Source organism: Campylobacter sp. 2457A, assembly GCF_020135895.1.
Classification (GTDB): Bacteria; Campylobacterota; Campylobacteria; order Campylobacterales; family Campylobacteraceae; genus Campylobacter_D; species Campylobacter_D taeniopygiae.
Genome location: NZ_JACHTO010000005.1, coordinates 20,157 through 38,616, shown reverse-complemented (window position 1 = coordinate 38,616; position 18,460 = coordinate 20,157). Strand labels below are relative to the sequence as shown.

The window sequence follows — 18,460 nt, the reverse complement described above, 5'->3', positions numbered from 1 at the left end:
CTATGGAAAAAGCTTTTGTCATAGTTGATTATCAAAATGATTTTATCAACGGAAGCTTAGGTTTTAAAAAAGCTTTAGAAATCAAAGAAAATATTCTTAATCACCTAAATCAAATCGATTTTAATACCACACATTTACTCATCACTTGTGATACACATGATCAAAATTATTTAAAAAGCAAAGAAGGGTTAAACCTCCCTATAAAACATTGTATTAAAGATACTTTTGGTTGGAAAATGCCTGATGAATTTGATCCATTTTTAAAAAAAGCTCATAAAATTTTTTATAAAAATGCTTTTGGTAGTTTAGAATTTGCTAATTTTATCAACCAAAACCCATATAAAGAAATTTATTTTTGCGGCCTTGTTTCACATATTTGTGTATTTTTTAACATTATCTTAGCTTTTAGTGCAAATCCTAATTCTAAGATTATCTTATATCAAAATTCTACAGCCAGCTTTGATAATGATTTAGAACATTCAGCCTTTTGCCTACTTAAGGCCTATGGGGTTAAAATAATATAAATTAATTTCTTATTTGGTTAATAAATGCAAGGTTTTATACTTCACACTCAAAAGGTAAAAGATGAGGATTTGATTGTTTCCATTTTAAGCCCAAAGAAATTCATAAAAACTTATCGTTTTTATGGACTTAGACATTCTAGCATTTTAAATGGATATAAAATTGATTTTTCCCTAGATGAGCATCCAAGTTTTTTACCGAGACTTAAAGATGTATTGCATTTAAATTTTTCTTGGATTTTAGACAGAGAAAAAATGTTTATTTGGCAGGAATTTATTCGTCTTTTATTTAACCATTTAAAAGATACAGAAACGATTGAAGAGTTTTATTTTTTACTTTTGGAAGAATGTGTTAAGCGCTTTGAAAAGCAAAATCCTAAAAGAGTCATAGTGGATGCTTATCTTAAAATTTTAGAATTTGAAGGTCGGCTGCGCCAAGATTTTATTTGTTTTTCTTGTGAAGAAAAAATTCAAGATCAAATCACTCTTATAAGGGCTTTTTTGCCTTCGCATAATCATTGTGCCTTAGGATATGAATTTAAAGAAGAAAAAATTAAATATTTTTATGAAAACAAAAATTGTCGAATTTTTAACGATAAAGAAATACAAAATTTATACAATTTAATCAAGGAAGGTTTATGATACTCAGTGATGAAAAATATGAATTTTTAGAAAAAATAGCGAATTTTTTAAGCCCAAAAGATATTGAACTTATTTTTGTTGATAGTCAGGAAATGCAAGAAATCAATCTAAGTCAAAGAAATCAAAATAAAACAACTGATGTTTTATCTTTCCCTCTTGAAAATATAGATGAAAATATCCCTCTAGGTTCCATAGTCATCAATACAGAACTAGCTAAAGAAAAAGCAAAAGAATTTGGACACAGCTATGAAGAAGAAATAAGTTTGTTATTTATTCACGCCATGCTTCATTTATTAGGTTTTGATCATGAAAAAGATAATGGAGAAATGCGAAAAAAAGAAGAAGAACTTATAAAATATTTTAAATTGCCTAAGAGTTTGATTATTAGAACTATGGATTGAAAATTTATTTTTTAATTTAATTATTTATAAATATTCTATTAATTTAAAATTTAATTATAAGATTTTTAAGGTATAATTTAGCTTTTATATTCTAAAAAGGATAATTATGTTTTATGTAAAACTTTTGACACCTTTTATAGTTGGATTAATTATTTATTTTATTCCAATTCCAGAAGGTTTAAATTCTAATGCTTGGCTTTATTTTAGTATTTTTATAGGCCTTATTATTGGTTTGATTTTAGAACCGATTGCTCCAGCATTAATCGGAATTATAGCTATTACTCTAGCTGTTTTATTTAAAGTTGGACCTGTTGGTTCTAATAACATAGAAACCATTATTAAAGATTCTGTTGCAATAAAATGGGGATTATCAGGATTTTCCGATTCTGTAGTTTGGCTTATTTTTGCTGCTTTTACCATAGGACTTGGTTTTTCAAAAACAGGGTTAGGCGAAAGATTAGCCCTTTATCTCGTTTCAAAACTTGGAAAATCTACCTTAGGCTTAGGTTATGCTATTGCTATAGTGGATTTAGTTTTAGCTCCTTTCATTCCTAGCAATGCTGCAAGAAGCGGAGGAACGGTTTATCCTATAGTCAGCAATATCTCCCCTATGTTTGAAAGCTATGCGGATAAAAATCCTAGAAAAATCGGTGCTTATCTTGTATGGATGGGTCTAGCAAGTTCTTGTCTTACGAGTTCTATTTTTCTTACAGGTCAAGCTCCAAACCCACTTGCCCTCTCTTTGATCTCTAAAAATGGAGTTATGGTTGTAGATTGGCTTAGTTGGTTTTTAGCCTTTTTACCAGTAGGTTTAATACTTTTTGTTATTACCCCGATTTTGGGATATTTTATATACCCACCAGAAGTTAAAGGATCAAAAGAAATAGCTATTTGGGCAAATGAAAAATATCAAGCTCTAGGAAAGATGCCAACTTCTCAAATTTTTATGCTTCTTATTGCCCTTATTGGATTAGTGCTTTGGGTTGGATCAAGCTTTTTTAAAATCAATGCCACAACTACAGCTTTAATCATGATCATTTTAATGATAGCTTGTAAAATAATTACTTGGCAAGATTTTTTAGGCAATAAACCAGCTTGGAATACTCTTGTATGGTTTGCAACCCTTGTTACAATGGCAGGTGGGCTTAAAAATGTCGGATTTTTGGATTATTTGGCTAATTCTTTAGGACATAGACTTTCAGGTTTTGAACCATTCATTGCCACTATTTTACTTTTGATGTTATTTTCTTGGCTTAGATATTTCTTTGCTTCAGGAACTGCTTATGTTACAGCTATTATCGCTGTTTTTGTATCTTTAGCTAGCTCTATTAAAGGTGCAAATCCGGCAGAAGTTATGCTAATACTTACATTACCGATGGGCTTTATGGGTATTATCACTCCTTATGGAACAGGTTCTTCTCCTTTATGGTTTGGAAGTAATTACATCAAAGGACCTCAATTTTTCTTACTGGGTGGAATATTTGCTGTAATTTACATGGCAATTTATTTTCTTGTAGGAATTCCTTGGATCGGATTTATAATGCCTCATCTTAACTTTCATTAAAAATTAATTTTTCTCCTTAATTGGAGAAAATCACTTGTTTTATTATTTTATCTCTTTCATTATTTTATCTTGCCTGATTGAATTGTAATATTTAGAAGAATTTTTATAATAAAATATAGCTAATATATTTATCTATTTTTACTTATTAATTACTATAAAATTTTTGCGTTTATCTTAAAAGCCATATTACAATAGATTGCAAAAATACTAGCTCCCATTCCACTAAACAAAGCGTTATGGACGCCTTGAAACATTTTTTGAAACATAGGCGATACTGCATTTTCTATTGTATAGCTTATGGTATCTATCCAATTTGAAGGCAATTCAGAAATAGCTAATTCATTCATTTTATTTCTTTATTGATTTATTTTTGTCTGATTAGCATTTCATTTATATTGCAACGTTCAGGATTGTTTATTACTAATCCAAAAGGATTTTTATATTTACTTGCTTTGGAACATTCCACTACTAAAATTCTATATCTTCCATTTTTTTCTAGCAAGATATAATTACTATAATGTGTTTCATCATTTTTGAAATATTCTTGTTTGCTTCCATAAACATAATTTTCAATTTTATTGTAAATTTGCTTTGCATTATCGATACTTGAAATATTTTCTAGCGATTTCCATGAGTAAAAATTAGAATCAGGATATTTTTCTTTAATAAGATTATTTGCCTTTTCAAATAATTCTTTATTTCCTTTTTCGTATTCAAATTTAACAAGTTTATCTCCATCACAAGCAATAAAAAACACTGCAACTATCGCAAATAAGATTTTTTTCATTTTTCTTCCTTTATCTAGTAATTTGGTATGTTTCAGTCTTGATGATTTCTTCTTCTCCATCTGGACTTATTGATGTTTGCGTCTTTACTCTAAATAATTTATTGTTTTTATTGACAATTTCTTCTTTTTCTATAAAAACCTTTTTACTTTTAGAGTAAAGATCACTTCTCTTTCTGACTTCTTCCTTTGTTGTGTATTTTTTATTTAAATTAACTACCTAATAAAGGATTTGAGTTTTCAGAACCTGTAGTTTTATATTTTTTAATCACTATACCTTTTTTATTAAATTCAAAAACTGTACTTTCGTCTTTATCAAATCCAGGAAGAGAAGAAATTCTAGTAAAATCGTAATACCATACCTCTTTATTACCCAAACTTGTTTTTCTTACAGGATAACCTATGATTTTTTCCACATCTTCTTGCGTACTCTTTCCTATAACAATAGAATTTAATTTATCTTGATTAACTTCCAAACCTTTTTGGTAACAAGCACTTAAAATAAAAGCTAAAACAATATATAATAAATACTTCATTGATTCCCCCTATCTTGTTCTTTTAAAATTTTTGCAATTTTTTTATCTGTTTTATATTGATTAAGAGCATATACAGCCCAAACCATAGCAGGTATCCAGCCAATAAGAGTGATTTGCAAAATAAAACATATAATTGCAGAAAAAGGTTTTCCTATGGTAAAAAAACCAAGCCAAGGTAACAAAATACAAATGATTAGTCTCATTCTTTCTCCTTAAATTAAATTCAAAAAAATTATATCCCCCCCCCCCTATTAATTTATACTGAAATTAAAAAATATTACATATAAAATTATTCTCATATGAATTACTCAATAATAAATTAATTAGATTTCTCAGTGAATTTTTAGTATAAAATTTGATGAATTGATTTATTAAATAATGAAATTAAAATGATGTTAAATATTTAAAATAACACTTCTGTATTGATATAAAAATTTTAAATTATTTTTTTAAAATAAATTTTTATATTTGAAAGGAAATTTTTATAATTATCGAATTAGGTTAGAAATTTTCTAACCTAAAAAATTAATGCAAGCTTTCTATATAAGCCATAGCACTAAGTGCAGCTATAGCACCATCTCCTGCAGCACAAATGACTTGCTTAGGAGCATCTTTTCTCAAATCCCCTGCAGCAAAAAGTCCTGAGATATTTGTTTGCATTTTAAGATCAACACTTACTTGACCGCCTTCTTCCATAGCACATAAAAATTGACCGTTGTCTTGCTTTAAAATTTCATTTCTTACATTTAAACCAACAAAAGTAAAAATTCCTGGAACTTTTAAATCTCTAATATCGCCATCTTTTAATTTTACTTTTACTCCACTCACTCCCATTTTATCGCCATAAACCTCATCAATACTTGCACTAGTAATCAATTCAATTTTCTCATTTTTCTTAACTTTTTCAACTGTGGAGGGAGCGGCTCTAAATTCATCTCTACGATGGATAAGATAGACTTTAGAGCAGATATTGGCAAGATATAAAGATTCTTCCAATGCCGTATCACCGCCACCTAAAACCGCAACTTCTTTATTTTTGTAGAAAAATCCATCACACGTTGCGCAAGTACTCACTCCTTTTCCAAAAAATTCATCTTCTCCCTTAAAACCAGCTCTTTTAGGAGCTGATCCTGTGCAAACAATTACAGCTTTTGCTGTTTGTGTTTTTCCGCCTTCTAATTTAATCGTAAAAGTTTTATCATCGTTTTGCAAAATTTGTTCTACACCAACCATTTCATGTTTAAGTCCAAAACGCATACATTGTTCATTCCAAGGAGCCATAAAAGAAATCCCATCCATAACTTGTGCCACACCTGGATAATTTTCAATTTCCGAACTTGAAGTAATTTGCCCCCCTGGCATACCTTTTTCAAACATCACTACATTTTTTAAGCCGCCACGAGTCGCGTAAAGACCGGCACTAAGACCAGCAGGGCCTCCACCTATAATTGCTAAATCTAACATATAATTTCCTTTTATTTTTATTTTTTATCAGTAATAATATAAAAATTATTCTTAATAGTAGATAATAAAAATTATTATTTAGTATAAATTTGAAATTTGAAAAAAGCTAGCATATGCCAGCTTTTTAAGATTAAAGTAGAGAATTAAGTTTATCAGTAATAGCTTGTTTTGACTGTGCGCCTACAAGTTGATCTACAACCTCTCCATTTTTAAAAAATATTAAAGTAGGAATTGATCTTACTCCGTATTCTGCTGCTAAATCACCTTGTTCATCTGTATTGATTTTGCAAATTTTTGCCTTTCCATCAAAATCATTTGCAAGTTCATCAATCACAGGAGCAAGCATTCTGCAAGGCCCACACCAAGGAGCCCAAAAGTCAACTAAAGCAACACCTTCTTTTACTTGTGAAAAATTTTCAGAAGTTAATTCTATATACTTTCCCATTTTTTTCCTTTCGTAGTTTTATCTAATTTTAATTTATTTTGTTAAATATCAGCTTAAAAACTAATATTTTGAATAAATTCTATTATATTATCCTTAATGCAAATTAGATCAACTTGAAAATCATGATTTAATCTTTTTTTTAAAAGATAAACTTCAATAGTTTTGATGATTTTTTGATATTTATTATAATCAAAACGTTCATAAACATCATAATTATTTTGAGTGAATTTAACTTCTATAAAATGCAATATATCATCTTTTATAGCAATAATATCAATTTCGCCAAATTTGGAGTGAAAATTTCTTTCTAAAATAGTAAAATTATGCCTTTTTAAAAAAATACAAGCCTTATCTTCTCCTTTGATGCCATCAAGATAAGCTTTTAATCCCATTTATTCTTCTATACGCATCATAAAAGGTTTATCTTTAATGAAGTCTTGTTTTTCCAATATTTCAAGCAAAGCTTTGATACTTTTTTCATAGGTAAAATGCGTAGTAAAGAATAAAGTAGCATGATTTTCATTTTTTTTAGATTTTTGTAAAAAACTATCTATTGAAATTAAATTTTTAGACATAAGCTGCGTGATTTCAGACAATACACCTATTCTATCTTCAACTTTAATTCTTAAATAATATTTTGTATAAATTTCCTCTTGTTTTAAAAGTTTAAATTCGATATTTTTTCTAAAACCTAACATAGGTGATTTAAGATTTTCTTTTGCAATATCAATAAGATCTGAAATAACCGCACTTGCAGTTGCCATTCCTCCGGCACCAGCTCCATAATACAAGCTCTCTCCTAGCAAATCTCCTTCGATAGAAACCGCATTCATCACTCCATCTACTTTTGAAAGGATTTTATCTTTGCTGATCATGGTAGGATGAATTCTTAATTCCACGCAAGAATTTTTTAACTTAGCAATGCCTAAAAGCTTAATTGTAAAATCAAACTCTTTAGCAAAATACATATCTTCAGATCCTATATTTTCAATACCCTCGATTAAAATATCTTCAGGTTTAGCATCAAGATGATAAGCGATACTGGCTAAGATTAAAAGTTTATGGGCTGCATCTTTACCTTGTATATCAAAACTTGGATCCGATTCAGCATAACCTAACTCTTGGGCTTTTTTTAAGGCATTGTTAAAATCCATTCCTTGCTGCATACAAGTTAAAATATAATTGCAAGTTCCATTTAAAATACCTTTTATGCCTATTATATTATTAGCGCTCAAGCCCTCTTTTAAAACTTTAATAATCGGAATACCGCCAGCCACACTAGCTTCAAATCCAAAAGCTAAATTTTTAGCCAAATTTTCAAGCTCGTAACGATGATAAGCTAATAAAGCTTTATTAGCTGTTACAACGCTTTTTCCTTTTTTTAAAATTTCGCTTATAAGTTCAAAAGGTTTATCAATTCCGCCCATGACTTCAACAAAAACATCGATATCATCTCGGTTTAAAATTTCATTAAAATCCGTTGTTACTGGAATTAAAGCATTATTTTTTGGAGTTTTTGCTAAAGCAATTACAGGAATAATATCCTGCCCACATCTTGCCTTAATAATTTTTTGATTTTCCAATAAAGTTTTAACAACTGCACTACCTACAGTTCCATAACCTAAAATTGCTACTTTCATTATTATTCTTTAAGATATTTTTTTATATTTCTCGCAGCTTGTCGTATGCGATTTTCATTTTCAATTAAAGCGATACGCACATAATCATCACCCGCTTCTCCAAAGCCAACCCCTGGACTAACAGCCACATTGGCTTCTTGTAAAAGTTGCTTTGAAAATTCTAAACTTTTTAAATGAGCTTTTTGAGGTGGAAGTTTAGCCCAAACAAACATACTTGCATTAGGTTTAGATAAATTCCAACCTATATTAGAAAAAGATTCGATTAAAACCTGCATTCTTTTTTCATAATTTAATCTGATATTTTCAACACAGCTTTGATCGGAATTTAATGCAACCGTTGCTGCTACTTGTATAGGAGTGTACATCCCATAATCAAACCAAGATTTAATTTTTTTCAAAGCACTGATTAAACGCTTATTTCCTACGACAAATCCAACTCTCCAACCGGCCATATTGTAAGATTTTGAAAGGGTATAAGTTTCCACAGCTACATCCTTAGCACCATCAATTTCTAAAATTGAAGGAGTTTTGTAGGAATTGTATGTTAAATCGGCATAGGCGATATCTGAAATAATATAAAATCTTTCTTTTTTTGCAATTTGAACTAATCTTTCATAAAAACTTTTTTCACAAGTAACTGTTGTAGGATTATGTGGAAAATTAACGACTAAATATTTAGGTCTTGGAACGCTTTCTTGCAAGGTTGTGTTTAAAATTTGAAAGAATTTATCCTCATCTAATTCAAATTGTTCATTATAAGCTAAAGGCATTTTAACCACATTGCCCCCAGCTATTATAAAAGCTTGAGTGTGTATAGGATAAGCAGGAGTTGGGACTATAGCCACATCACCTGGATTAATCACCGCTCTAGCAAGATTAACAAATCCTTCTTTAGAACCCATAGTAGCAACAACTTCACTTTCAGGATCAAGACTAACATTATATTTTCTTTTATACCAATCACAAATTGCTAATCTTAATTTAAAAATTCCAATCGAAGCAGAATATCCTGAGGTTTTATCTTTGTTGGCACTTTCGCATAATTTATCAATAATATGCTGCGGAGTTTTTCCATCTGGGTTTCCCATAGAAAAATCGATGATATCTTTCCCTAAACGCCTTGCATTCATTTTTATCGCATTAACTTCAGCAAAAACATAATTAGGTAATCTTTCTATAGTGTTAAAACGAATTTCATCAAACATTTTTTTCCTTTATTTTTTCAAAAGTACTTTTAAACCTCTGCGGATATTATCTAAACTATACATATCACTCACTATAACATAAACCGATCCACTTGGAATGAATTCTTCAAAATGGTTATTTTGTTCATTATTTTTTATGCTTTTAATCAAATTAAGATTTTTATCCAAAAATAATACTTTAGGGAACCAAAAATCAGCATCATTTGCATCTATAATTAGTTTAGAAGCATTTTTGGTTGTGAAAATATAATCCTTAAGAGGTCTTTCCAAAACAGTTAAAGAATTTAAAGCGATATTGACATTAGTGTCTAATTTTGCATTATCAAAATTTAAATCATATTGATAAAAATAAGGTCCTATTTGTTTGATATTATCTATATAAACTGAATTTTTTTTCAATAATCTGTACAAAGTTCCTGGATCTAATATATATTGAGAATCAACTTGCACTGTATAATCGATATTTCCCTCATGTAAAATTAATTCCGTAGGAATAAAATAAACATATCCACCTTCAATCAAAGCATCGGATAAAATTTTAAAAAAAACAACCGAATCAGCTTTAGCTCTAAAATTTAATTTTAAAGTTTGAGAATTGGATAAATTTAAATTAAGCAAAGAGTTAATTTTTAAAACTCTTGAAATTTTGGCAATATCCAAATTTCCCTTATTATCTAAATAAGAAGAATTTGCAAACAAAAGCTTGAGTTGAGAATTTTTACTGGCATCATTGACTAAATTTTGAGCCAATTCCAAACTTGAAACCGCAAAAGCTGTCTGTATAAAAAATAAAAAAAGAAAAACTATTCTTACCATTCTCTACCTTTGTTAAGCTTCATAAATTCACTCAAAGAAATACTTTTGATTTTACCATCTTTAATCAAAAAACGCTTAGGATTACCTATTGGGAATTGATGTTCTTTATTATTTTCATCAATAACACTTAAAGCAGAAGGACCTGTTAAAATCAACTGATCGGTATCCAAAGGAAGAGTAAAATCTTGACTTTTTACAAAACTTGTTTTTTTATATTTTTGTAACTCAATAACACCAATCCAAGTTTTAGTAGAAATTTTAAAATAAGCATTTTTATTAACACTTTCTATCGGGGTGTTTTGTTCTTCAGGTTTGAAATCCTCGACAGTTGTATTATTTTCTATCGTTGTATTTTCATCTGTTTCTTGAGTTATATTTTGAGTTATATTTTGTTCTTGCTCTTGAATATCTTGTTCATTAGATACAATTTCAGAACTTGTGTTTTCATCTGATTTTTCTTTAGCCTTGTTATCGATTATAACTACATTACTTTCTAAAGATTTTAAATTGTTTTGTGCTTGTCCTATGATATCTACAACTGCTGGACTAGAATTATTTTGTTCATTTTTAAAAAAAACTTTAATTGCATCAAAATAATAAATCCCTAAAGCTAGAATAATAGCCACAATGCAAAGCACAATCAAAACACCAAAATTGGTTGATTTTTGATGATAAGCATCAAGCTTTGGGGTTGCAATTTTTATATTATTGTTTTTAATCGTATTTAAATTATTTTCATTTAAATAAGCTTCATACTCTTCATTAAAATCAGTAAAATCAAGATCATATTCTCGACTCAAAATTTTTATAAAACCTTTTACATTAAAACGATGTAAAGTTGAAAAATCTTTTTTAATTAAGGCATTTAAAAAATCAAGTTCAATTTGTGTTTTATCCACAACTTCTTTTAAATTCAAATCTTCAATTTTTTTCCAATTAAGCATTTATCATCCTATCACAAAGTATTGCAAAAGCTGCACTGACATTAAGACTATCAAAATCATGTTTCATCTCTATACCCACGCATTCATCGCATTTATTTATTATTTTTTGACTCAATCCTAAACCCTCGCTTCCTAAAATGAGAGCTTTTTTGTTTTTTTCAAATTTAAAGTCATGAATTTCTTTTCCCCCATTTGCACTGGCAAAAATTTTAAATCCCACCTGCTTTAACTCATTTATAACCGATAAAATATCACCATTTAAAGCGATATCAAGATCTAAAGCCGCACCGCTGCTTGTGCGTATCACTCCTTCCATATTTAATCTTTCTCCGATAAAAACAATTCCACCAACACCTAAAGCATATGCAGTTCTTGCTATAGATCCTATATTTCCAACATCGCTAATACCACAGAGTATGGCTATAAAATCGCTTTTTTTTAAGGAATTTAATTCTTTAAATTGATATTCTTCGATATCAAGCAAAAAACCTTGATGATTTCCGCCTCTAGCATAAGCTTGAGCTGTTTTAAAATCAAGTTTTTTAATTTTAAATCCAAAATTTGCAATCTTTTTAAAAATTTCTTTATCACATTCTTTAGCCAAATAAAGTTCTTTAATCAAATCCTTATGATGCTCTAAAATGTAAAAAAATATTTGTTTTCCATAAACTATCATGAATTTGATTCTATCTAATTTTGACTTAAAAGCAGTTTTGCATAAATTTCTTTTGGATTTTTTCCATTAATTTTTGCTAGAAGTTTGCTTTTGGCTTTTAAAGGAATATCAAGTTCTAAAATATCACTTTCCAATAAAGAATTATGATTTAAATTTTGATGATTTTTTGAGATGACAAGCACCCATTCTCCATTTAAATTTGCTTGTTTTAATTTATCAAAAACTTCTTTAGCCTTGCCTTTAAATTTAGTTTCAAATTTTTTAGAAATTTCTTTTATTACAAAAATTTCACGATTTTCATCTATAAGTGAAATTTGCTCCACTAAAGATAAAATTCGCTTAGGCGATTCATAAACGATGCTCGCATAAGGATGATTTAAAGCCCTTTGGATATCTTTTATACGCTCTTTGCCTTTATTGGACAAAAAACCCATAAAAACAAATTCTTTTTCGCTTAAAGCTGAACTTACAAGGGCGACTAAAGCTGCATTTGCACCTGGCAAAACTTCGAATTCAATACCATTTTTTAAAGCAAAATCAACCAAAGTATATCCTGGATCACTAATACCTGGCATACCTGCATCACTTAAAAAAGCTACATTTTTGGAGAAAATTTCTGGATTTAGATTTTTTAAAATTTCCCTTTCATTGTGAGTATGAAAAGCGATCATTTTTTTAGTTTTAAAATCAATTTGAAATTTATGAGAAAGTGATAAAAGTAAAGACTTGCTTACTCTTGTATCTTCACAGAAAAAAATTTCACAAGTCTTTAAAAGCTCTAAAGCACGAAAAGATATATCGCCTAAATTTCCTATCGGGGTAGGAATAAAATAGAGCATAATTATTGCATTGCGTATTTTTTCTTAAATTTCTCTACACGACCCGCAGCATCAACTATTTTTTCACTTCCTGTAAAAAAAGGATGACAACTTGAACAAATATCCACTCTTAATTCATTTTTATTAGACTTAGTTACAAAAGTATTGCCACAAGCACAACTAACTTTACATTCTACATATTCTGGGTGAATTTCTTTTTTCATAACTTTTCCTTAAAAATAAAACAATAAACGGTGATTATAGTAAATATAATATAAAAAATAGATTAATTTAAGTAAATTTTAAAGAAGTATTTTTGAGGCAATTGATATAATGGCGGTTTGACTTTTAAGAATATTTGGAGCTTTTAATCCAATTTTTTCTTTAAAAATTTGTTTTTCACTTTGACTAAATCCTCCTTCAGGGCCTACAAAATAAATTTTATTCAAATCAAATTCCTTCACTTCCCCTTCAAAATCAACCAAAACCGCTTCTGGAAATCTTTCATAAAAATCTTTTATATGATTATAAATTTGTATTTTCATTTTACTTTCTCTTCCGCATTGCTCACAAGATGAAACGATGATTTTTTCAAAACGACTTAAATCTATTTTAAAATTTCTTTGCGAAAAATCAGTGAAAACAAGATGTAAAGTTTCAACCCCAAGTTCATTTAAAAAAGGAAGGGTTTTTTCTAAAATTTTAATATCTATCACAGCTAAGGCTAAATTTAAAGTGGATTTTTTGTGCGTTGTTTTATTTTCCTTGTTTAAAAAATGCAACTCGCAAGAATGACGCTCTAGATTAGAAATTTTATAAACATATACAAATTCATCCTCCAAATTTCTTAGGGTTAATATTTCATTTTCTTTAACCCTTCTTGCTTTCAGATGAGAAAATTCTTCACCCTTTAATTTTAAAATTTCCTCACCAGCTTTTTGATGATATAAAAATTGCATTTTATAAATATTTCTTTAAAACAAAAGGTAAAAATAACAATAACATTTCACAAAATAAAATCAAAAAACTCACCCATCTAAAGGCAATATAACGCCTTATTTTACGAGCTTTTTTAAACTGCACAAAATGAAAAATTGCCAAAGCCAAAATTAAAATCCAAGATGCAATCATTAGCCAAAAATGTAAATTCATTTGAAATTTTTTCATAGCTAAAAGCAAAAGGCCTGTAAAAAGCATAAAAGCTAAAAAAGTATTATATATAGGTAAAAATAATCTAATTCTACGGATAAAAATGAATTCTGTTTTAAAATTGCCTTGAGTTAAAATCAAGTAAAAAAACATCAAAAAACCACTCGCATATAGACTATAAAGATGTAAGGCTAGAAAAAAATGATAACTTTGTTCCATGATTATTTTACCTTAATGATATATTTTGCTAAATTATCGCTTTGTTCTTTTGTTAAAAAAGCATGAGAATCATCTTTTAATTTTTGAATTTTCAAAGTCCAATTCTCAAAACTTAAATTTCTAATAGCTACACTTTTTTTAGGCCTTAATTCTCCTTTTTCTCCATGACAACTAGCACATTTTTGTTTATATAAAGAACCTATAACACTAGAATTTGCATTATAGGATGTATTAAAATTATCTGATTCATCATCCACAGGCAAAGGTAAATTTGTATCACTTAATTGGGTTGATTCATCGCTTTTTTCTAGCTCAACTTTATCTTCTGTAGAATTTTGTTTTTTAGAATTTAACTCATCATTATCACCGCAAGCACTGATCGATAAAACGATAAAAAAACTTATAAAAATAGTTAAAATTTTGCCCATTAGATCTCCTTAGGATTTGTAAAAATATGCAAATTTTTTAATTTATCATAAAAATCTATATCATTCCATTCTGCTTTAATGGCTGGTGAAAATTCAATATCATCAAGAGAAATTTTTGGCAAAATATCTGAATAAGCATCGTCTTTAAAAGCTTGAGCGTAACCTGTTCTTGTTTCATGAACTATAATACTTTGCAAATTCACACCTTGTTCTCCATTAACCATCTTTGTTTGCTTAAGCAAAGCATCAATGAGTATAAAAAACACGCGACAAAAATTTTCCGCACTCACATTAACAGGTAAAGTAATCCATCTTTGAGAATATTTTTTCATTTCTTGTAAATAAGATTGATCATCTTGATTAAAAAGTGTAATAGCATGATCAAAACTATCAATAATCTGGCGTATATAAGTTTTTAAAAGCCCAAAATCATAAACCATTCCTGCATTATCTAAATATCGACTTTCAAGCAAAACTTCAACCTTGTAAGAATGTCCATGTATGCTACTTTTACAACGTTTTGAAGAACAAAATCTAACAATATGGGCGTTTTCAAATTCAAATAATTTTCTAATAATCATACACTCTCTTTATCATTCCATAAACGAATATGAATTCTATCAGAATAATTATATCCATTCTTAATACAAAATTCAGCAATTTTTTTTGCATTTTTGTCTAAATTCATCTGATTTTCCCCCATAGGCATACAAAAAACTTCATTAGGAGCCTCTTTCAAAATTTCTAAAATTTCTTCCAAAGAGTTATTTAGCGTATTTGCATCTAATACAAATTTATAAAAACTATCTTTAGCATTATCTTTAAATGATTTAAGAGCTTTAAAATTTAAACGCTTATTACGATCTACTCCGCTATTTTCCAATTTAACACTTAAGGCAAAAATACATTCTTTATAAAAAGGATATTTTGAAAAATCAATCTCTATACTACCATTGCTTTCAAAATGAATTTCAAAATTCGCTTTTAATAAGGATTTGATCAAAATAATGAATTCAGAATTTTGATGATGGATCAAAGGCTCTCCGCCAGTAATTACAACTATAGGATTAAATTTATCTTTAAGTTTTATTATTTGATTAAAAATTTCATCCGCACTTAGATTTTTATATTTTTCTTTGAATTCTTGAGTAAAAACAGCCCTTATGGTATCGCAACCTTTAAGAATTTTTCCATCTTTTTTGATTTCAACCCCAAAACCGCTGCAATTAAAATTACAACCTGCAAAACGGACAAAAATAGCTAACTTTCCGCTATATTTACCCTCTCCTTGGACGCTTAAAAAAGTCTCAACGATTTGCAAACTTAACCTCCGGTTTGGTAAAAAGCACGCAATGAAGTTTCATTATCTACAACACTCCATTTATTTTTTTCAGGCTTATTACGTAATACTTCTTGTAAAATTTCCACAGCAGCTTTTACATCACCTTTTCTAATTGCCTCTTTAATACTCAAAGCTTCATCAAAATAAAGACAAGGTATTAAGTGCCCTTCAGCACTAAGACGGATGCGATTGCAAGAATCGCAAAATTCATGACTATGTGGATCAATGATCCCAAATTCATAATCATTAGCACTATAAAGACTCACTGGAGCTTTTTCCGCCTTTTTAATGAGTTTTACATCATATTTTTGGCTTAAAATTTGGATAATCTCATCTCTTTTTAAACCTTGCAATTTTCCATAAGCATGAGTATTTTCCATAAATTCTATAAAACGAATTTGTATATTTTTAGCTTTGGCAAATTCTAAAAGAGCTATAAGCTCATCATCATTTAAATTTTTAAGCGCAACGGTATTTAACTTAACTTTTAATCCAACATTTAAAGCTTCTTCAATTCCAGCTAAAACACTTGATAAAACATCTTTTTGTGCTAATTGTTTTGCCTTTTTTTCATCTAAGGTATCCAGTGAAACATTTAAACGTTTTAAGCCTGCATTTTTAAGATCTTTAGCAAAGTCTTTTAATAAAAATCCATTCGTTGTAATAGCTAAATCAAGCTCTTTTTTATAATCATGAATCATTTTAATAAAAATACTTAAATCTTTACGCAATAAAGGCTCACCTCCGGTAATGCGAATTTTTTCAATTCCTTCATCAATGGCTGCTTTTACAAATAAAAAAAGTTCTTCAAAACTCAATAAATTTTCTTTAGGTTGGTGATTAAATGGAATTTTTGGCATACAATAAAGACAACGAAAATTACATCGCTGAGTTACCGAAATTCTAAGATAATCAATTTTTCTACCAAATTGGTCAATTAGCATTAAAACCCCTAATGTTATTTTATAAGCTGTTTAAATTTTAAAACAAGCTCAACATTTCCAATTCCTATTCTTAAGTCTTTGGCGATTTGCTCTATGGTTTTTCCTTCTTTAAACAGATCAATAATTTTTTGTTCTTCTGTATCATAATTTGGAGTAAGCTTAGTCATACTTTGTGCTTTTTGCTCTAAATTTAAAAGACGATTTTGCTGTTCATTTTGAAAATCCTCTATGATATGTTCCATCGTTTTAAGAGTTCTTAAAACAGGAGTAATTTTAGCACTGATTTGTTTTTCAAGTTCAATTTGCATTTCTTCTTTCAAAAGTGTGATTTTATAGTCTTCTTCATCATTTTCATCTTCTTCTTTTATCCCAAGTTCTTTGCGAAAATAATGCATTTCTTTAGTTATATCCTCAATCACTCCTTGAAGCTTTGTAAGTTTTGTATTGTTTTCTCTTTCTTTGATATTAATATAAGCTAACATTGCAACTAAAAGCACAAATACAAAAACCAAATAAATCACATCATTACTCATGTTCTAGCTCCTTTTTATTTCTAATCATATCTCTTTGTACCTCAACAACAAAGGCATCAAATGCTGTTTTATCTTCTGGCTTAATCTTAATGATTTGTGCTAAGGTTTGACTTTTAGCTTTTGCAAAAAGCGCCATTTTTTGATTATTAAGACTAAACCTTATGTAGTATTCTTGATCAATTTCTAAAATATTTTCTAAAAAATTAAGATGTTCAAAATTTAAAGATTCTACGATGGATTTTTGTTTTAAAGGCATAAGTTCTTCATCTTTATTTATAGCGCTTTCTACCCTTAAAATATCTTCTTTTAAACTTAAAATTAAATCAAAAATTATCTTTTCTCCATCGCTAAAATCAATACGAGTGGCCATTTTTTTCCATTTTGAAAGCTGTGAAATGGCTCCGAGCTTAAGATATTCTTGTAAAAAATGATTATCTTCTATCTTGCAACTTTCCAAATCAGCTTCAAATCCAGCTTTAAATAATTTTAATTCCATAATAAATCAACCAAAATAAAAATAAAAAATATCATACTCAAATAGCCATTTAAAGTAAAAAATGCTCTATCAATACGATCAAAATTATTATGAACAATTTTATGCTCAAAAAGCAAAATCACGCCACAAACACATACGCCAAATAATGAAATATATCCCAAAGCTACGCCCCAAACTTGCCAAACAAAAAGCAACCAAAATAATACAGCTAAAACATGAAAAAAGGCAGAAATCAGTAAAGTTGCTTTAGCACCAAATTGAGCAGGGATTGAAAAAAGTCCCGTTTTTTTATCATAATCCATATCTTGCAAAGAATAAAGCAAATCAAATCCGGCAGTCCAAAAAGTAACCCCTAAACATAAAACAACACTATAAATATGAATTTCACCCATCACGATAACACTTCCAGCTATAGGAGCTAAACCCAAACAAAAGCCTAAAACCAAATGTACTAAAGAGCTAAAACGCTTAAAAGCAGAATAAATTGCCAAAACAAAAAGTACCGGAAAAGAAAGATAAAAAGCCAAAGGATTAATAAAATAAGAACAAAGCACAAAAATCAAAGCGTTTAAAATAATAAATATCCAAATACTTTTTTTACCAATTTTTCCGCTTATATTGGGACGATTAGCACAACGTGGATTATCTTTATCTATATCTTCATCCATTAAACGATTACTTGCCATCGCAAAATTTCTAGCACTCACAGCACACATAATACCCAAAATCAAAGCCTTAAAACCAAACCAAGCTGTACCATTTGCAAGCTTTGAGCCCACAATCATCGATGAAAACAAAAAAGGCAAGGCAAAAATAGAATGCTTAAATACAATAAGTTCTAAAATATCTTTAAATTTTGTCCAAAATAAATTCATTTTTCCGCTTTAAAAATT

The 18,460-nt window shown here is 28.8% G+C and carries 27 protein-coding genes; 4 read left to right on the top strand and 23 right to left on the bottom strand.

Annotation, left to right across the window (positions count from 1 at the left end; genetic code table 11):
• The first annotated feature begins 2 nt into the window (after positions 1–2).
• The 4 genes from H2280_RS02710 (at position 3) to H2280_RS02695 (ending at position 3,128) form a co-directional block, all read left to right on the top strand.
• Entirely contained in the window at positions 3–524 is a 522-nt protein-coding gene (locus H2280_RS02710) for an isochorismatase family cysteine hydrolase (RefSeq protein ID WP_337195870.1), read from the top strand.
• Positions 525–548: 24 nt separating this feature from the next.
• Entirely contained in the window at positions 549–1,163 is a 615-nt protein-coding gene (gene recO / locus H2280_RS02705) for a recombination protein RecO (RefSeq protein WP_337215597.1), read from the top strand.
• On the top strand, positions 1,160–1,564 hold the full coding sequence (gene ybeY, locus H2280_RS02700; protein WP_337215596.1) for an rRNA maturation RNase YbeY: 405 nt from the start codon (positions 1,160–1,162) through the stop codon (positions 1,562–1,564). Before recO ends, ybeY begins: the two co-directional genes overlap by 4 nt.
• Before the next feature lie 106 nt (positions 1,565–1,670).
• Positions 1,671–3,128 carry a DASS family sodium-coupled anion symporter gene (locus tag H2280_RS02695; RefSeq protein ID WP_337215595.1) on the top strand — a complete coding sequence of 486 codons (1,458 nt, stop codon included), beginning with the start codon at positions 1,671–1,673 and terminating at the stop codon, positions 3,126–3,128.
• A gap of 152 nt (positions 3,129–3,280) precedes the next feature.
• On the opposite strand, the gene H2280_RS02690 is transcribed toward H2280_RS02695, so the two are convergent.
• The 23 genes from H2280_RS02690 to mqnP form a co-directional block, all read right to left on the bottom strand.
• Positions 3,281–3,475, bottom strand: a complete 195-nt coding sequence (locus H2280_RS02690; RefSeq protein ID WP_337215594.1) for a hypothetical protein — start codon at positions 3,473–3,475, stop codon at positions 3,281–3,283.
• Positions 3,476–3,492: 17 nt separating this feature from the next.
• Positions 3,493–3,915, bottom strand: coding sequence for a hypothetical protein (locus H2280_RS02685; RefSeq protein WP_337215593.1), 423 nt, complete (start codon positions 3,913–3,915; stop codon positions 3,493–3,495).
• A 209-nt stretch (positions 3,916–4,124) separates the two neighbouring features.
• Entirely contained in the window at positions 4,125–4,448 is a 324-nt protein-coding gene (gene bamE, locus H2280_RS02680) for an outer membrane protein assembly factor BamE domain-containing protein (RefSeq protein WP_337215592.1), read from the bottom strand.
• Positions 4,445–4,651, bottom strand: a complete 207-nt coding sequence (locus H2280_RS02675) for a YqaE/Pmp3 family membrane protein (protein ID WP_337203512.1) — start codon at positions 4,649–4,651, stop codon at positions 4,445–4,447. Before H2280_RS02675 ends, bamE begins: the two co-directional genes overlap by 4 nt.
• 322 nt (positions 4,652–4,973) lie before the next feature.
• Complete coding sequence (gene trxB, locus H2280_RS02670; protein WP_337215591.1) at positions 4,974–5,912, bottom strand: thioredoxin-disulfide reductase; 939 nt, start codon at positions 5,910–5,912, stop codon at positions 4,974–4,976.
• 130 nt (positions 5,913–6,042) lie between these two features.
• Positions 6,043–6,357, bottom strand: a complete 315-nt coding sequence (gene trxA / locus H2280_RS02665; protein WP_137624056.1) for a thioredoxin — start codon at positions 6,355–6,357, stop codon at positions 6,043–6,045.
• Between the two features lie 53 nt (positions 6,358–6,410).
• Complete coding sequence (locus H2280_RS02660) at positions 6,411–6,749, bottom strand: YraN family protein (protein WP_337215590.1); 339 nt, start codon at positions 6,747–6,749, stop codon at positions 6,411–6,413.
• Positions 6,750–7,997, bottom strand: coding sequence for a homoserine dehydrogenase (locus H2280_RS02655; RefSeq protein WP_337215589.1), 1,248 nt, complete (start codon positions 7,995–7,997; stop codon positions 6,750–6,752). It abuts the gene before it with no gap.
• A gap of 2 nt (positions 7,998–7,999) precedes the next feature.
• Entirely contained in the window at positions 8,000–9,202 is a 1,203-nt protein-coding gene (locus H2280_RS02650) for an LL-diaminopimelate aminotransferase (RefSeq protein WP_337215588.1), read from the bottom strand.
• A gap of 9 nt (positions 9,203–9,211) precedes the next feature.
• Complete coding sequence (locus tag H2280_RS02645; protein ID WP_137624060.1) at positions 9,212–10,018, bottom strand: hypothetical protein; 807 nt, start codon at positions 10,016–10,018, stop codon at positions 9,212–9,214.
• A complete protein-coding gene (locus tag H2280_RS02640; protein WP_337215587.1) occupies positions 10,012–10,962 on the bottom strand; it encodes a hypothetical protein in 951 nt (316 codons plus the stop codon). Before H2280_RS02640 ends, H2280_RS02645 begins: the two co-directional genes overlap by 7 nt.
• Positions 10,955–11,638: a 23S rRNA (guanosine(2251)-2'-O)-methyltransferase RlmB gene (gene rlmB, locus H2280_RS02635; RefSeq protein WP_137624062.1), complete on the bottom strand. Its 684-nt coding sequence runs from the start codon at positions 11,636–11,638 to the stop codon at positions 10,955–10,957. Before rlmB ends, H2280_RS02640 begins: the two co-directional genes overlap by 8 nt.
• A gap of 14 nt (positions 11,639–11,652) precedes the next feature.
• Positions 11,653–12,477: a 16S rRNA (cytidine(1402)-2'-O)-methyltransferase gene (gene rsmI / locus H2280_RS02630; protein WP_337215586.1), complete on the bottom strand. Its 825-nt coding sequence runs from the start codon at positions 12,475–12,477 to the stop codon at positions 11,653–11,655.
• Between the two features lie 2 nt (positions 12,478–12,479).
• A complete protein-coding gene (gene rpmE, locus H2280_RS02625; RefSeq protein WP_137624064.1) occupies positions 12,480–12,680 on the bottom strand; it encodes a 50S ribosomal protein L31 in 201 nt (66 codons plus the stop codon).
• A 78-nt stretch (positions 12,681–12,758) separates the two neighbouring features.
• On the bottom strand, positions 12,759–13,415 hold the full coding sequence (locus H2280_RS02620; protein ID WP_137624065.1) for a 16S rRNA (uracil(1498)-N(3))-methyltransferase: 657 nt from the start codon (positions 13,413–13,415) through the stop codon (positions 12,759–12,761).
• A 1-nt stretch (position 13,416) separates the two neighbouring features.
• Positions 13,417–13,824 (bottom strand): hypothetical protein, encoded by a 408-nt coding sequence (locus tag H2280_RS02615; protein ID WP_137624066.1) that lies wholly within the window; start codon positions 13,822–13,824, stop codon positions 13,417–13,419.
• A gap of 2 nt (positions 13,825–13,826) precedes the next feature.
• Complete coding sequence (locus H2280_RS02610) at positions 13,827–14,252, bottom strand: cytochrome c (RefSeq protein ID WP_337195884.1); 426 nt, start codon at positions 14,250–14,252, stop codon at positions 13,827–13,829.
• Positions 14,252–14,833, bottom strand: coding sequence for a 6-pyruvoyl trahydropterin synthase family protein (locus H2280_RS02605; protein WP_337215585.1), 582 nt, complete (start codon positions 14,831–14,833; stop codon positions 14,252–14,254). The genes H2280_RS02610 and H2280_RS02605 overlap by 1 nt, the downstream gene beginning before the upstream one ends.
• Complete coding sequence (locus H2280_RS02600; RefSeq protein ID WP_337215584.1) at positions 14,830–15,573, bottom strand: 7-carboxy-7-deazaguanine synthase QueE; 744 nt, start codon at positions 15,571–15,573, stop codon at positions 14,830–14,832. Before H2280_RS02600 ends, H2280_RS02605 begins: the two co-directional genes overlap by 4 nt.
• A gap of 2 nt (positions 15,574–15,575) precedes the next feature.
• Positions 15,576–16,538 (bottom strand): GTP 3',8-cyclase MoaA, encoded by a 963-nt coding sequence (moaA, locus tag H2280_RS02595; RefSeq protein WP_337195887.1) that lies wholly within the window; start codon positions 16,536–16,538, stop codon positions 15,576–15,578.
• A 14-nt stretch (positions 16,539–16,552) separates the two neighbouring features.
• Positions 16,553–17,071, bottom strand: a complete 519-nt coding sequence (locus H2280_RS02590) for a DUF6115 domain-containing protein (protein ID WP_137624071.1) — start codon at positions 17,069–17,071, stop codon at positions 16,553–16,555.
• Positions 17,064–17,567, bottom strand: coding sequence for a hypothetical protein (locus H2280_RS02585; RefSeq protein WP_337215583.1), 504 nt, complete (start codon positions 17,565–17,567; stop codon positions 17,064–17,066). Before H2280_RS02585 ends, H2280_RS02590 begins: the two co-directional genes overlap by 8 nt.
• Positions 17,558–18,442, bottom strand: coding sequence for a menaquinone biosynthesis prenyltransferase MqnP (mqnP, locus tag H2280_RS02580; protein WP_337215582.1), 885 nt, complete (start codon positions 18,440–18,442; stop codon positions 17,558–17,560). Before mqnP ends, H2280_RS02585 begins: the two co-directional genes overlap by 10 nt.
• Between the last annotated feature and the right edge of the window lie 18 nt (positions 18,443–18,460).